Raw genomic sequence first — 14632 nt, 5'->3', positions numbered from 1 at the left:
ATATAACAGTAGCTACTCACTTTTCAAAGTAAATATGCGAGATTGGATGCTGCAATTGACTCAATTTTTCTAGAGTGTAATAACCAGTATATTTTATTCCGCATAAAAATTATCCTTAAGCGTTAATAAATAAGTTTCACTCCAGTTTAGTAACAATTATTTTCAATAAACATTGTTCTAATTTTAGTAACTCATTTATAGCCTCAAGATATAATATTGCTAGAAAATTATTCAATTAAATATGAAGGTTTCTATTGGTATGAACATTAAAAGTTTTTATGCTTTATATGAATTAGGCACTATATATTTTTATAAACTTTCATGAATAAGTAACAGATCTCAGTTTTGAATATTGATATAAGAAGATTTCTGCATGTATGCGACAGCTTTATTTCCAGTATTAATAAAGGATTTTTTCATCTTTTGGGGGAGATTATGATTTATACTTAATGACACTCTATATTCTTAATAACTGATAATGTAAGGATCTTTGGAGGGAGAAGCGACTTTAAATTATAACTAATTAAGCTACGGAGCAATCGCTTTCGAAAAGGGATTGCTTTAAAGAGAGTATAACATTTTAATTGCACATGAAGAATATATGAGTAGATACGTTATTAATGATACTTCATACTGTGAGATTTTAAATTTGGATAAGAGCAATAAAGACGTTGTTTTTATCAATTAGTTTTTTTAGAAAGTTGCAGTCTCTGTTGCTTCTATCTATTCAATAGAGTGCTTTGGGAGAATAGCGAATAGGTAGGTACATGGATTCGCTTTTATGCGTTTTAGGATGTTTTCTCTTTTCATTTAGAAACAATGGTGCCATCAATGATTATTTCTTCAACACTTGATTATCGTAAGGCAGCAAAGCGTCGTCTTCCTCCCTTTCTTTTTCACTATATTGATGGTGGGGCTTATGCTGAAGAAACGATGCGACGTAATTGTACAGATCTTCAAGCACTTGCATTGCGTCAAAGGATTCTAAGGCAAGTTGGTGAAGTTGATCTTTCAATCAAGCTTTTTGATCAGACACTTGATTTACCGATTGTACTTGCGCCTGTTGGGCTAACGGGCATGTATGCACGTCGTGGAGAGGTAAAAGCAGCGCGTGCCGCAGCGGCAAAAGGGATTCCTTTTACTCTATCCTCTGTTTCAGTTTGTCCTATTGCGGAAGTGCAAGAAGCGGTTGGAGGTGCATTTTGGTTTCAACTTTATGTTCTCAAAGATCGCGGTTTCATGCGTGATGCACTAGAACGGGCTTGGTTGGCTGGTGTACGCACGTTGGTTTTTACAGTTGATATGCCAATTCCTGGTGCACGTTATCGTGATGCGCATTCGGGAATGTCTGGTCCTTATGCTGGTTTACGTCGTTTTTTACAAGCTTTGACTCATCCATATTGGGCTTGGAACGTTGGTGTTATGGGGCGCCCTCATGATCTTGGAAATGTCTCTGCTTATCTCAAAAAGAAAATTGCATTGGATGATTACGTTGGTTGGCTTGGTGCAAATTTTGATCCATCAATTGGTTGGCATGATCTACAATGGATTCGCGATTTTTGGAAAGGAAAAATGATTTTGAAAGGTATTCTTGATCCAGAAGATGCTCGAGAAGCAGTAAAATTTGGTGCGGATGGTATTGTTGTTTCTAATCACGGCGGACGTCAGCTTGATGGTGTATTATCAACAACACGAGCATTGCCTGCAATTGCGGATGCTGTAAAGGATTATTTGACTATTTTAGTGGACTCAGGTGTTCGTTCTGGTCTTGATGTTATACGCATGATAGCACAAGGTGCGGATGCTGTTATGATTGGCCGTGCTTTTGTTTATGCGCTTGCAGCAGCAGGTAAGAAAGGTGTTATGCATCTCCTTGATCTTTTTGCCAATGAAATGCGGGTAGCTATGACACTGACTGGTACTCAGATAATCAAAGATATTACACGCAAGAGTTTAGTAAATATAGATGTTTTTAAGCAATGAAAGCAATATGTTATACTTCTTTCAGAAAAAGAAGGTCTTTTTATAGAGGAGCATAATTATATATTTTAAAAATATGTTGATAGTTAAAGTTAAATAGAAAAGATCAATAAGCTCCTCTATAAAATCACAGAAAATACTCAGTAACTACAATAATATTAAATATTATTGATAATAATAAACACGAAAAAAAACAATAATAACATTGCATACATATTTTATTTACTTTATTAAAAGCTCATTCTACGGATAAAAAGGAACAAGTGCTGATATTAAAGGTAAAACAACTGTTGATATAGAAAAAATAGCTATAAATAATGCTGTGAGCATTTTTCCCTCCTGTATATAAAAAACATTAAAATATAATATATTAATTACTTCTTTTCCACATTGTCATAAAACGTAAATTTATAAAATCCATTTAGTTTTAATTTAATATAGAATAATATTAATTATTATATATAAATAAAATTATTAAAAATGTCAATATGTATTTATTTTAATCTATAATTATAATAAAAAATGTATCTAATAAATAATATTTATATAATCTATATATTATTTATATTAAGTTCATTGGATAATATATTATATGGATATGATATTGTTTTTATGGAGTACGTTTTTAAGCAATGAAAAAATATCCGTACTATCTTTAAAAAAGCTCGTTTACTGAGAGCAAAACTGCGTGAATTAATGTGCTTTTCTTTCTTATTTTCTTGTATTCTCAATGATTTATGATGTTTTTGAACTGGCGAGCATATTAGGAAGCAGTTGAATATTTTTTGTATAGTATGTCATTTCTAACACTATTTATGCGTTCTCGATTGATTTTATAACTTGTTAAAATATCCAGTTCGTTTTTATTGCAGATGGGGATTGTGGGGGCCTAATGATACAAATTGGCATAGAATGTTTTGTTCCATAAGCGATTTAACAATTGCATCTCCAAGCTTCTCCTTTGATACTATGCTCTTCACAGACAACAACAGATTGGTGAGATTGGCATAACTCTAGCACTGATCTATTATCTCAAAGTTGAATTGTTGGCACACTTGTAAGCGTTGGGATAACTTCATGTTTTTTGAAGCTCTTCAGCAACATCAAGACAAATCTGAACAGTTTCTTCAGTAGCAGGTAAGAGAACATCTTTTTCTTTTTTAAACAGAAGTTTTGCTGATATCAATTTTTGAAGCATTTTTATGAATATTCATAACAGCACGCTTTCCTAAACCTATATAAATGGGTACAAGATTACTTAGAGTAGAAAAAATTACAGTTTCCATTTGATCGAATTACTACTCATAAGTAATTGGATAATATTTACTTTATCGCTGAATAAAAAAGAAAAGTTTTTCTCTCTTTAAATAGAGGATGGATTGTCATCTAGCCAATCGGGATAGTTTGCGAGAAATTTTTTCGATGCAAAACGACTTAACATTGTAGTTACTTTTTATCATTTGAAGCTGTGAAAAGAAGGCTAGATAGATGAAAGAATGTAAAAAATGATGGATACATTTTAAGATAAAAAATTATAATTTTGTTAATTCCACACAAGTTGCTGCTGATATTGGTGAAACAAGAGATTCGATCAAAAAAATATCAAAATTATTTGAGTACATTCCTCATGGCATGTAGAATAAACCTTTTTGTTGGTATGAGTGATATTTTCTTTGAACAGAAATTGATTCTATCCCCTGAAATCAGCAATAATCTCTCAGGTTATGTCGTAAACTTTTTAGGGATGTTACAACGCCACTATCGTCCTTTTATGAAAATGTTAGCATTTCAGATGAGCAGTTGTGAGGGATTTCAACGTTTAATACAGTAAGATCCAGAAACTCTCACGGATTTAGAACGGGCTTCAAGATTTTTATATTTACAGCGATTAAGTTTTAGAGGGAATGTAAATCGTACGATGAGAGTAGAAACCCATCGTAACGCAGGGGCTTAAGCTCTTCCAATTCGAAGGCGTGCTGAAACTTATTTTCCACTGTTTAGCAGGTGTTAGCATTGAACATTTAGACTGGTCTTATTTTATTGTGCGTTATGATCGCCTAAAAATCTTGTTTTATCTTTCACCACTTTAATTGTGGTTTTGAGGGTTATTAAAGAAAAGATTTTTATAAGTGGAAGGATTATCAGCCGATGTCTAAGCTGCTTGTATAAATTAAAAGGGAGTTTTTTGTCTTTAAACAATATGCTAGAAATTCAAAAAACTTTAGTTAACTTCATAAAAGAGGTTACACCATCTTATACAGACTGCTCTGCAAATAACACAATTTCTGGTAAGGAATGGGGCATCACCAATTTTGATTTCTAGAAAAGAAACAATACGTATTAAATAGTCTTTAACTTGCAGACTTTTTGAGAATCCTTTCAGAATCTTTTGAAAAAAGTGAACTGATAGAAGATATTTCTATCAAAATATAAAAACTTTTCTAACAAGTTAGGAATAAATCTAGAAATATATATTAAATATAAAAACAGTGCGATATGCAGGATGTCTGGGCTTTAGAAATAAGAATCAAAGCGTATAAAGATGCATAGAGGTGAGATTGCGACATATCATTTTTATGATTCAATAAAAAATAAAAATTAAAGAAAAAACTCTATATCAAAAATTTAAGGTGGTTTAAAAGGTGGACGGGCAATGCATGGAAGGATGAGTGAGAAGGTGAATTAGGGGAGAGTGATTTATAGATTATCAGTATCTTTATAAAAGTATCTTCTCAAGATAAATATTGGGATGAAATAAGATTGTGGTTGAATGTTCGAAAAGATAATACGCGCTCTTAACTTTTCCGTTATACACATCATAATAAACGCCGTGAAAGAAACGGTCCTATTACAAACTTTCTCTAAAAGCAGTACATGAGTTTGCAAGATATTACAGTAATATTTTAAAAGAAGGATTTTATTTCAGGAAAAAATTATCTTAAAATAGTAAAGCAATATTTTTCAAGAAATTGCTAGGCAACTTTTGAAAGTAAAAAAGCTAAGTTAAAAAATAAAAGCAAAAATGGTTGTTGGTTTTCTCAATTGGAGTTGCATGTCATTTCCCATATAGGGAATTTACCTAAACAGCCAAGATCATTCACAATGTTTTCCCGCCACTTTAGCATGAAAAAGCAGATACAGTGCGAAAGTATTTTCCTTATCGTCAACATCATTATTATAATTAGGAAGCTGAAGCAACGTCATTTACAAATCACATAAAAGCCTTACCATTATGCATTATATAGTTCTATAGATTGCTTTTCTTCAAGCATGCAAGCTTCTAGATGTTATTTTTGTTGAAAACAGAACCTTTGTGTATGGTCAGTTCTTTGAACGACGATAGTAGTGCAATCCATAAAATCTTTTCTCATCTTCTTTTGATAGGATAACAAAGATGCCCATAGAATACATCAATAGACTCAATCATTTTACACAAACATAATCTGTTGAATCCTTTCGCTTCAACTCAGACATCTCCGTTACTCTAATTAAAACTAATCGACCACCAGAGTGTTTTAATCCTTTAAGTGCTTTTACTTTTAATCTGAATGTATCCACCTCTTTCAAATCTTTTCATTGATTGATGTTTCAGAGGAATTATATTTTTATCACTTTATTTTCCGTTTATCTCTCCAACCACATAAACGTTCACCTTGTTCGTTATGTTTTAAAATATCTCTCGCCAAATTTGGACTAATGACATTGATATCTTGTCGATTCAAATAAATTGGCAGCCATCCAATACAAGAAGTTCGTTCATTGGTCGCGCAACCAGCTAGAAAGCTTAGTGCGCACATCAGCATCACTTTTCTTATTAATTTCATTTTCTACCTCAAGCCGTGTTGCCGCTATCTTGAAATCTTCTTTTGTTTGCTTTTGCTTCTCAACTTTTTTCCCAAGAAAAAAGGCTTTGACTAAAGCTATAAGAAAAGCTGCTATGAGCGCTGACGTCATTGTCAGATATTTTTTTATCCATAAAATCATAGGCGGTGTTCCTGAAAACGTTTAGCAATGTATATCATAGCTGTACAAGCGGCTAAAACCATAATGCCTGCTAGAACCCATTGAACAGGACCATTTCCTGCAAAAAGACCTCCAAGCCCTGAAAAAGAACCTATGATTGGTGCAAGAGCTTCTACTTTGCAAATACCTGTTACGCCTTCTGGTTCTACTACATGATAATTGGGGGCAACATGAGCTCCTTTTGCCCATAATCCTGCTTCGGTTGCTCGGCGATTGACAAGACCTTGGATACGTTTTCCTCCCACTCTTGTCCATTTTTGCAATTCGGTTGGTATCGCTTCATATTCACCTTTATTAAGCTTTTTTAAAAGTGTAGAACTGCGAAATGCTGTGATTCCTACATTATAGCAAAATGATACTAATGCCGCGAATTGTTCATCGTTTAAAGGAACGGTAACGGCTTTTTCAACAACAGCTTCATACTCCCTCAAGTCCTGACAAAGGATTTTTTCAGCTTCTTTTTCCGTAATTTGCATATCTTTGTGAACGCTTGGGGCACCAGCAGCACTTGTATGTCCATAACCAATTGTCCAGACACCACCAGAATCTTCATAAGCTGATAAACGCAAGCCTTCCAATTGCTTAATCAATACAAGCCCTTCTTTTGATATTTTTCGCATTATTTTTACCTATAAAAAACTACACAAAGCAGGATATGAATTAAAAACTTACATCTACTCATTTTTAAGAACAGAACAGCGAAAGGGCATAATAAATTCAAAACATCCATAGTGGATTATTTTAAGATCCATATCATTTTTTTGAATAAAGGTTATGCTAAATACTATTCATTTTGCAGCAATTGATCTCCATCTAAAGACAATAACTTTATAATAATTCCATTTATAATCAGATAGATTTCACTCATAAATTCTTACATTTGATCCAGAATGATTTAGAAGAACTTTACTTGAAAAAACTTCAATAATTCCGATGACAAAAAGCATTTTTAACAAAAAATAAGAGACATAATAATTAATGAAATAATTAGGTGTTGATTTTTAAGTAATTTCAAAAGTCATAAATTGCACCACAGAATTTTTTTATAAAAACAAAAAAACATTATAATTTAATATTATATATCTAAAAATTATCTTAGAATCAATAAGACATATACATAACGTGTTATACATATTTAATAAAAAAAATCTATAGTTAAATTAACTATTCTTTGTTTTTTCCCCTAATTGCTTAATTCCATTAAAAAGTACCTTTACGAAGGATTTTAAATAAACTGTTACATAGCAACATAATGGATATTTCCCCTCTCTTACAGTCTGTTTCCAACTGAAACAATATATTAGTGGAGCATATTCAATATATAGACTAATGTTATTTGATAGTTTTTTTAAGAATATTGTACTGTAATAATTTTGAACAAGTAGTTCGGTTTCATATATTTTCTTTTTCATATGAAGCATTTGGTGGGGCGTTTGGGTTTGGGTCCAATGGTGTCATCTTTGTCTGGTGTTGTATTGGCTACGTTTCCAGCAGCCTCTTAAACAAATCAATCAAGCTATTGAAATCTTTTTAGAGGCAATAGCACAAGAGACACAAAAGATTTTGATAAAAAGCTGCTTGAAAATATAGGAAGCTCTCTCCTCATAGCATCCCAGCCCATTTACATAACATAAAAAATAAAAAGGCAATGGATGATATTTGATGATGGCAATAGATATGTAACAATCCGTGAGTGTGCACAGCTTTTTAGTATATCCACAACAACGATTCGCAATTGGATGCTTCAGAGGGGGCCGGAGCCATATAAGCTAGGGTGAGCAGTGAGGTGGAGAAAGAAAGAGGTTTTAGCATTTACTCCAGAGAAAAATACGGAGAAAATAACAACAGATTAGATAAAATTGTATAAATCCTAGAAGGTGGTCTTTAAACAGACAGTTAAATAAAAAATCTATATATTTCAATACGCTAAATACAAAAAGTGGTGCCGCATGCCGGCAAGCAGGGGCTTAGCAACAAGATTCAAAGTATATAAATATGAGCAAGGATGTATTGATGTCTATAGCTTTTTATGATTCAATAAAAAAATTAAGTATTAAAGAAAAAATCTCAAATCAGAAATTAAAGGTGGTCTAAAAGGTGGACCAAAAAAGGTGGACGAGCAATGCTTGAAAAGGTGGACGAGAGGGGACGTTAGGTGAGGGGGATTCATCGGTTATCAGCATCATTCGTAAAGTCGTCTCCGCAGGGTAAATATTGTGACGGGGCAGGGCTATGGTTGAATGTTCGAAAAGACAATACACGCTCTTGGTTTTTTCGCTATACGCACCACAATAAGCGCCGTGAAATGGGTCTTGGTCCTGTTACGAAACTCTCTTTAAAAGAAGCGCGTGAGCTTACAAGATATTATAGTGATATTCTTAAAGAAGGCAATGATCCTATTGTCTTTCGAGAACAGACTATTTTAAAACAGCAAAGCAATATTTTTCAAGAAATTGCAAAAGCGGCTTTTGAAAGCAAAAAAGCAGAGTTGAAAAATGAAGGTAAAAACGGCCGCTGGTTTTCTCCACTAGAGTTGCACGTGATTCCACACATAGGTAATTTACCTATAGAAAAATTAACAGCCAATATCATTCGCAATGTTCTCTCACCCCTTTGGCATGAAAAAGCAGACACAGCGCGAAAAGCACTTAACCGTATCAATATTTGCTTGAAATATGCTGCGGCTCTTGGTTTAGATGTTGATTTACAGGCTTGTATGAAAGCACGCGCGCTTTTAGGAAAACCACGTGCGACATCAACAAATATTCCTGCTATGCCATGGCAAGAAGTTCCGGCATTTTATCAAAGCTTGGATGATAAGATCCTTTCAAATTTAGCACTGAAGTTATTGATTTTGACAGGCGCACGGTCATATCCATTGCGCTATTTGCGCCTTGAACAAATTGACAAAAATATATGGACGATACCAAAAGAAAACATGAAAGGTATTGTAGGGAAAGTTTCAGACTTTCGCGTGCCACTAAGTGATGAAGCTTTGAGAGTTATTGAAAAAACTTTCCCCTTTGAAAAGAATGGTTTTCTCTTTTCTGGTCTTAGAGGCAACCCCATTTCTGATGCCACCATGGCAAAGTATATGACAGTTTGTGGTTTGACTTATCGTCCCCATGGTTTTCGTTCAAGCTTACGGGATTGGATAGCAGAGACAACGTCAACACCATTTGAGATTGCCGAAACTGTTCTTGCACATACAGTTGGGAGTTCAGTGACGAAAGCCTACATGCGAACGGATTTTTTAGAACAGCGACATGTTCTCTTGGAACAGTGGGCTTCATTTATAACAGGATAGAATTTTTACAATTACCTCTGCAGTGTTTTTAGCTATTTTGACGAGAAATTTGATATGTCCAATTCTGTGAAAATAACAGTTTTAAATGTGTAAAGCTATTATTGATAGTCTCCATGAGACGAGCAAATTTAAGAATCCATTTTCTAAAGAATTTCGCGCGTCTCAGAGTATGTTTAGAGTCGGATATTTGGTTTTTGTGTAAAAATACTTACTAATGCATCCATAATACGTGAAAAATCAAGCGCTAATAAGAGTATAATGAGTACAATCCATTTCGTATAACGCGACATCACTTTTATACTTTTGTAGGTCATGATGATTTCTTGAAGGATTTCTTTTTCTGCTTCTGTAAGCTCTGTATCGTCTTGTGTTTTTTTTCTAGCCATGTTTCCACCCACACACGCGTTCACCTAGATTATTGTGCTTTAAGATCTCTCTTGCTAAGTTTGAACTGATGGCGTTCAGATCTTGCCTCTCTAAATAAATTGGCAACCAACCAACACAAGAAGGAGCGTATTTATTTGTCGCGCAACCAGTCAGAGAGAGCAGTACGCACATCAGCATCACTTTTTTGATTAACTTCACTTTCCACCTCCAGACGTGTTGTGGCTGCTTTTAAAGCTTTTTCTGTTTGCTTTTGTTGCTCTGCTTTTTTCCCAAGAGTAAAAGCTCTTGCTAAAATCATAAAAAAAGCAGCTAAAGCCGCGCCTATTAACAGCAGATTTCTTTTCATCCATAAGATCATAGGCGGTGTTCCTGAAAACGTTTGGCAACAAAGAAAATACCAACACATGCGGCTAAAACCATAATGGTTGCCAAAGCCCATTGGATTGGTCCATTTCCTGCTAATAAGCCTCCAAGCCCAGAAAAAGAACCAATAATCGGTGCAAGGGCTTCGGCTTTGAAAATCCCCGTTGGTGCTTGCGTTTCTACTGTTTGATAATTGGAGGAAACAAAAGCCCCTTTCGCCCATAAGCCTGTTTCTGCCGCACGCCGGTGTGCGAGACCTTCAAGACGCTTTCCGCCTGCTTTGGTCCATTTCTGTAGCTCGGCAGGGACAGCTTCATATTCACCTTGATTGAGCTTTTTTAACAGTGTCGAGTTACAAAAGGCTCCTGTTCCTACATTATAGCAAAAGGACACTAACGCCGCGAATTGTTCATCTGTTAATGAAACTGTAACAGCGCGTTCAACAGCATTTTCAAATTGTCTTAAGTCTTGGCAAAGAAGTTCTTCTGCTTGCTTTTCAGTGATTGCCATGCCTTTATGAACAAAAGGTTTTCCAGCATTGTTTGTATGTCCATAACCTATTGTCCACACCCCAATGGCATCTTTATAGGCGTTCAAACGCAAACCTTCCCATTGTTTGATAAGTGCAAGTCCTTCTGATGATATTTTTCGCATATGCTTCTCCATAAAAAAAGCTCCGCAAAAAGCAGAGCTGGATTAAAAAATTGACATCTTTCTCATTCGGAAAGATAGCTTGTTAAAACTCATGTCGCTTTTTCATTGGAACAAAAGAATGTATTTGACATTATCAATTTTGTAGCATATAAACTACAGATGTTTATTGTTAAAAAAACACACTATTTTACAGAGTGGTTAGACTCATTAAAAGACAAACAAGTGCAAAAGAAAATTGCTGCACGTATTTTCCGCCTTGAATATGGGCTTCTAGGAGACGTGAAATATTTCCGTGGTATTGGTGAGTTAAAAATAAATTATGGACCAGGCTATCGGGTTTATTTTGTAAAACAAGGGAAACAAATCATTTTGTTATTAAATGCTGGTGATAAATCCACACAACAAAAAGATATCGAAAAAGCCCTTCAATTAGTAAAGGAAATGAAACATGGAAATTACTAAATTTGATGTAAGTGAATATTTTAACACGCCTGAAGACTTTAAGATTTTATTAGATGATGCTTTAGAAACTAAAAATAGTGGTTATATTGCACATGTATTAGGTATTATTGCACGTAAACAAGGAATGACAGCTGTTTCTCAAGAGACAGGTTTAAATCGCGAGTCCCTCTATCGTTCTTTAAGTGATAAAGGCGACCCACGGCTTTCTACTTTTCTCAGTGTTTTGAATGCTTTAAATTTGCAAATGAGTTTGACACCTATTCAAAAGAATTGTAAGGAGCAGACAACTTTAGAAGAAGCATCTTAACCACCTCCCCATTTTGAGAACGGGGAGGGGCATATTTTTTACTTAAGCAACCTTTTTAATGGGGCTCTCTAAATCTGGTTCGTAAGTTCGCAACAAAGAATCCATGCTATGTGGCAGTTCTGAAGCTCCAAAATCTGTCAAAATTGCCAAGATTTTTGTAATATTGGGCACGTCATTTTGAAGTTTTAAAACTAGAACCTTTTCTATTGCATTCATAGTTTGAACCAGAGCACTACAATCTTTGTCGCTCACATTTTCATCATTAGAAAATTGAGATAATGCTATCCATAAATCGCATAAGAAGTTGGTATCTATCTTCATTGTACACCTCCATGGATTTGTTCTCTCAAACATGCCAATCCTCTCGATGTGATTTTCGTTGAAGGGAGCACCTTTTCTGTACCATCAGGTCTTTGAATGGTAATAGCAGGGCAATCCATGAATCCTTTCTTGATCTTGTCCTGATAAGGTAACAGAGGCGCCCCTGGAGCCCGTCGATAGACCCAATCATTTTTCCGCAAGTAATCTGTTAAATCCTTTGGTCGTACTTCAAGCATCTTTGCTGCTTCTATCAAACCGAACAAACCATCAGAGCGCTTTAAACCTTCCAAAGCTTTTGCTTTTGGTGCTAATTCAGCAATAACATGATCTTTCTGCTCAATTTGACTTTGTAGGTGATTCAAAACACCAAGCAATGCTTCGGGTTTAGAGTAGTCAACTTGTGGTGTGGCTACCTGTTTTTCTAATTCTTGCCAGCGGTCAATGATTTTGGCTCGTAAGGCAGTACTGTAACCAGAAACAAGAATTAAACATTCGCGCTTAGGTAAGTTATAACAAGGGCGGCTTTCACCTTTTGCATCAACGTAAGTACCGATAAAATCAACCAATCCAAATTTGGAGCCGTTAAGTTCTTCAAGCATCTTCTTGATATCACGCATAATATGTGCGTGCTGCTTTTTACACAAATCAGCAATTTCACGACTAGACATAGTTTGATGGATAGCACTATTAGCAGTGTTTCCTTTAATTTTTATAAGAGTGTTCATGATGAACTCCTATTGGTTAGACGTTTTTGATTGACACTTTTATAAATAAAGTGCCGGGTGCTCAAAAACACGGCCAATAGTCCGTCGTTATGCTTTTCCCATCAAGAGTATTGTATAGCATAACCACACCCGACGAGATCATTATATGCATGTAACATACAATGAGTCAAAGCCTTTAATGTGCGGAAAAGAGATTGTTTCGGCAATCTATCCGCTATTGGTTTAAGGTGTTTTTGAGGCACCTGATTCGATTATTCACATTGTCGCCACAATGTCAAGTAGCTTCTAATAATTTTTTGATATTTTTGCTAATTGATATCTTCCTCATCCATATGGATAACGCCTTCACCTTCGTCGCATGCGTCTGGTGGGGCGTTTGGGTCGAGGGTATCATCTTTGTCTGGTGTGGTGTTTGCAACGTTTCTAGCTGTGTCTTCTTGGGCTTCATCAAAAAGCTCGCACTCTATTTTTGTGGTGTAACCACTCGTTTTATCAAGTTTGTGCTTAACGCTCTTGATGCGCCATTCTGCTGGAATATAGGGGCGGAAAGGGGGCTCTTGAACAAGCTTTGCTTCTGCTTGCACAAACGGATCACCACCAATATCACATGAGAAAGAAGATTTGCCACGAGATGATTTGTTGCGATAAGCAGCAATGGCCGCAACAGCTTCTGATTGATTGTGGTAGGTGTATTTGAGTTCATGAAAAGGCTCTTTACCAACCTTGACTTCCTTTTTTTCACCAGTGCGGATATCATGATAGCTTGCGATAACACCGCCTTTTTTCTCTTCTTCTTGCTCTTGATTTTCAGATGTTTTGGCTTCCGTCTCTTCTTTAGGCAAATTGGGGGCGTCACTTTCATCCATATGGATCACATCTTCGCCTTCCTCAATTTCCTCTGGTTCTCGTGCATCAGCGGCGGCTTTTTGATCATCTCCTGCATCTGTCTTTAATCCATTGGCGGCACCTGCTTCATCGCGTGCACTGTATTTAAAATCCCAAGAGGTACATTGTTTTTCATGGATGACAACGACGGGCAGTGTTTCACCGGTAATGGCTTTGCCTTCACCCCGTTTGGCAAGCACCAATTTGCCATCAACGGGTTTTGCTACCGCATCATAGTTTTCTGCAAGGCGCGTGGCAAAAGCCATATCGCTTTCAGAAGTTTGGTCAATGTGACGCACAACAATTTTGGCAAGAGCAGGGTCAACTTTTGGTGTATAGCCATTGCGCTGTGCTATCTCTTGAATAATACTGCCAAGGGTTTGTTGGTGATAGGATTGGCTTTTGGGTGTTCTATAAGACGTGTTCATAGAGGCGGCGCGTCCTGTCACGCTTAAGCTTTGTGGTGGGCTGCTTACAGAGATTTCATCAATCAGATAGGCTCCCATATCGCGATTTTTGCCCCCTTCATAGCCAAGTGTGACAGAAATGATTGTTCCGATGAGAGGAATATCAAGAAAGCCGTTATCACTGTCACGTGCGCGGTCATCAAGCTCTATGGTGATGCGGTCACTTTTGTCTTCTGCTTCATCGGTAATTTCAATCGACAAAACATAGTCCATCAGCATTCTTGTGATGTCCTCTCCATTTGCCATCACTGTGCAAAAAGGTTTCATGATTTGCTACCCCAAATTCTGATTACCGGTGTGGCTTTAGGATAGGGGAGGGTTGGCAAAACGATTGTGATTCCTGCTTTTAAAATGGGTCCATAGTCTGCAAGACCAAAATTTGCTGCATAAACGCGTTCAACAGCAAGGGCTTGTTGACCCTTTGCATAGTATCTCCAGCAAATGGCATCAACCATATCGCCTTCTTTTGTTACGTAAAGATCACTCATAGGTCTTCACCATATTCTCTCAATTTTATTGTAAATTCTTGTTTTTTTGGGGTGCCGTTATGATGAAAAACACTTTGCTTTTCCTCTACGGAAAGAATGACAAACTTACCTAAGATTTTGCCTTGACCGGTCACAAGAATGTGAGGTCCTTCATGTGCCATTTGCCGTAAATATTCGAGCTGTCTGTGACCACCTTTGAAATCTGGATAAATCACACCAGTTAAAGAAAATTCCGCATTTGCAACGGCAGGCAATTGAAGAGC

General features: G+C 36.0%; 15 protein-coding genes and 1 pseudogene. 5 read left to right on the top strand and 11 right to left on the bottom strand.

The window, feature by feature from the left end; genetic code table 11:
- Positions 1-831: 831 nt before the first annotated feature.
- Entirely contained in the window at positions 832-1983 is a 1152-nt protein-coding gene (gene lldD / locus ACFINI_RS03855) for an FMN-dependent L-lactate dehydrogenase LldD (RefSeq protein WP_375612383.1), read from the top strand.
- Positions 1984-3055: 1072 nt separating this feature from the next.
- On the opposite strand, the gene ACFINI_RS03850 is transcribed toward lldD, so the two are convergent.
- The 3 genes from ACFINI_RS03850 to ACFINI_RS03840 form a co-directional block, all read right to left on the bottom strand.
- Complete coding sequence (locus tag ACFINI_RS03850; RefSeq protein WP_375645982.1) at positions 3056-3178, bottom strand: hypothetical protein; 123 nt, start codon at positions 3176-3178, stop codon at positions 3056-3058.
- A 2558-nt stretch (positions 3179-5736) separates the two neighbouring features.
- Entirely contained in the window at positions 5737-5964 is a 228-nt protein-coding gene (locus ACFINI_RS03845) for a hypothetical protein (protein WP_375645978.1), read from the bottom strand.
- A complete protein-coding gene (locus tag ACFINI_RS03840) occupies positions 5961-6623 on the bottom strand; it encodes a lysozyme (RefSeq protein ID WP_375612387.1) in 663 nt (220 codons plus the stop codon). The genes ACFINI_RS03845 and ACFINI_RS03840 overlap by 4 nt, the downstream gene beginning before the upstream one ends.
- A gap of 1032 nt (positions 6624-7655) precedes the next feature.
- Between ACFINI_RS03840 and ACFINI_RS03835 the strand changes: the two are divergent.
- Positions 7656-7856 (top strand): annotated as a pseudogene (locus ACFINI_RS03835) (helix-turn-helix transcriptional regulator).
- Between the two features lie 302 nt (positions 7857-8158).
- The gene (locus ACFINI_RS03830; RefSeq protein ID WP_375645974.1) at positions 8159-9310 is read left to right on the top strand and encodes a tyrosine-type recombinase/integrase; all 1152 of its coding nucleotides are present in this window, start codon (positions 8159-8161) and stop codon (positions 9308-9310) included.
- Between the two features lie 173 nt (positions 9311-9483).
- On the opposite strand, the gene ACFINI_RS03825 is transcribed toward ACFINI_RS03830, so the two are convergent.
- From ACFINI_RS03825 to ACFINI_RS03815, 3 genes are all read right to left on the bottom strand, one after another.
- Positions 9484-9696, bottom strand: coding sequence for a hypothetical protein (locus ACFINI_RS03825; RefSeq protein ID WP_375616725.1), 213 nt, complete (start codon positions 9694-9696; stop codon positions 9484-9486).
- Positions 9697-9827: 131 nt separating this feature from the next.
- Complete coding sequence (locus ACFINI_RS03820; RefSeq protein WP_375627820.1) at positions 9828-10055, bottom strand: hypothetical protein; 228 nt, start codon at positions 10053-10055, stop codon at positions 9828-9830.
- Positions 10052-10714 (bottom strand): lysozyme, encoded by a 663-nt coding sequence (locus ACFINI_RS03815; RefSeq protein WP_375645970.1) that lies wholly within the window; start codon positions 10712-10714, stop codon positions 10052-10054. The genes ACFINI_RS03820 and ACFINI_RS03815 overlap by 4 nt, the downstream gene beginning before the upstream one ends.
- Before the next feature lie 159 nt (positions 10715-10873).
- Between ACFINI_RS03815 and ACFINI_RS03810 the strand changes: the two genes are divergently transcribed.
- On the top strand, positions 10874-11176 hold the full coding sequence (locus ACFINI_RS03810) for a type II toxin-antitoxin system RelE/ParE family toxin (RefSeq protein ID WP_317994005.1): 303 nt from the start codon (positions 10874-10876) through the stop codon (positions 11174-11176).
- Positions 11163-11483 (top strand): addiction module antidote protein, encoded by a 321-nt coding sequence (locus tag ACFINI_RS03805; RefSeq protein ID WP_375621863.1) that lies wholly within the window; start codon positions 11163-11165, stop codon positions 11481-11483. The genes ACFINI_RS03810 and ACFINI_RS03805 overlap by 14 nt, the downstream gene beginning before the upstream one ends.
- A 42-nt stretch (positions 11484-11525) precedes the next feature.
- Here ACFINI_RS03805 and ACFINI_RS03800 read toward each other — a convergent pair whose 3' ends face one another.
- The 5 genes from ACFINI_RS03800 to ACFINI_RS03780 form a co-directional block, all read right to left on the bottom strand.
- Entirely contained in the window at positions 11526-11804 is a 279-nt protein-coding gene (locus ACFINI_RS03800) for a hypothetical protein (RefSeq protein WP_375645966.1), read from the bottom strand.
- Complete coding sequence (locus ACFINI_RS03795; protein ID WP_375645964.1) at positions 11801-12529, bottom strand: Rha family transcriptional regulator; 729 nt, start codon at positions 12527-12529, stop codon at positions 11801-11803. The genes ACFINI_RS03800 and ACFINI_RS03795 overlap by 4 nt, the downstream gene beginning before the upstream one ends.
- Before the next feature lie 308 nt (positions 12530-12837).
- Positions 12838-14148 (bottom strand): contractile injection system protein, VgrG/Pvc8 family, encoded by a 1311-nt coding sequence (locus ACFINI_RS03790; RefSeq protein ID WP_375645959.1) that lies wholly within the window; start codon positions 14146-14148, stop codon positions 12838-12840.
- Complete coding sequence (locus tag ACFINI_RS03785; protein ID WP_375637136.1) at positions 14145-14369, bottom strand: tail protein X; 225 nt, start codon at positions 14367-14369, stop codon at positions 14145-14147. Before ACFINI_RS03785 ends, ACFINI_RS03790 begins: the two co-directional genes overlap by 4 nt.
- A partial coding sequence (locus tag ACFINI_RS03780; RefSeq protein ID WP_375645955.1) for a phage tail protein occupies positions 14366-14632 on the bottom strand: 267 nt, incomplete at its 5' end. The genes ACFINI_RS03780 and ACFINI_RS03785, both read right to left, overlap by 4 nt.

The organism is Bartonella sp. AA56HLJMS, from assembly GCF_042197145.1.
Taxonomy (GTDB): Bacteria; Pseudomonadota; Alphaproteobacteria; order Rhizobiales; family Rhizobiaceae; genus Bartonella.
This window is presented reverse-complemented; position numbering and strand designations above follow the sequence as displayed.

Bases quoted from the DNA above. Each gene is read 5' to 3' on its own strand.
- ACFINI_RS03790 (WP_375645959.1), bottom strand. From the start codon at position 14,148: ATGAAACCTTTTTGCACAGTGATGGCAAATGGAGAGGACATCACAAGA.
- ACFINI_RS03800 (WP_375645966.1), bottom strand. From the start codon at position 11,804: ATGAAGATAGATACCAACTTCTTATGCGATTTATGGATAGCATTATCT.
- ACFINI_RS03815 (WP_375645970.1), bottom strand. From the start codon at position 10,714: ATGCGAAAAATATCATCAGAAGGACTTGCACTTATCAAACAATGGGAA.
- ACFINI_RS03810 (WP_317994005.1), top strand. From the start codon at position 10,874: ATGTTTATTGTTAAAAAAACACACTATTTTACAGAGTGGTTAGACTCA.
- ACFINI_RS03785 (WP_375637136.1), bottom strand. From the start codon at position 14,369: ATGAGTGATCTTTACGTAACAAAAGAAGGCGATATGGTTGATGCCATT.
- ACFINI_RS03820 (WP_375627820.1), bottom strand. From the start codon at position 10,055: ATGATCTTATGGATGAAAAGAAATCTGCTGTTAATAGGCGCGGCTTTA.
- ACFINI_RS03795 (WP_375645964.1), bottom strand. From the start codon at position 12,529: ATGAACACTCTTATAAAAATTAAAGGAAACACTGCTAATAGTGCTATC.
- lldD (WP_375612383.1), top strand. From the start codon at position 832: ATGATTATTTCTTCAACACTTGATTATCGTAAGGCAGCAAAGCGTCGT.
- ACFINI_RS03805 (WP_375621863.1), top strand. From the start codon at position 11,163: ATGGAAATTACTAAATTTGATGTAAGTGAATATTTTAACACGCCTGAA.
- ACFINI_RS03840 (WP_375612387.1), bottom strand. From the start codon at position 6,623: ATGCGAAAAATATCAAAAGAAGGGCTTGTATTGATTAAGCAATTGGAA.
- ACFINI_RS03825 (WP_375616725.1), bottom strand. From the start codon at position 9,696: ATGGCTAGAAAAAAAACACAAGACGATACAGAGCTTACAGAAGCAGAA.
- ACFINI_RS03850 (WP_375645982.1), bottom strand. From the start codon at position 3,178: ATGCTTCAAAAATTGATATCAGCAAAACTTCTGTTTAAAAAAGAAAAA.
- ACFINI_RS03845 (WP_375645978.1), bottom strand. From the start codon at position 5,964: ATGATTTTATGGATAAAAAAATATCTGACAATGACGTCAGCGCTCATA.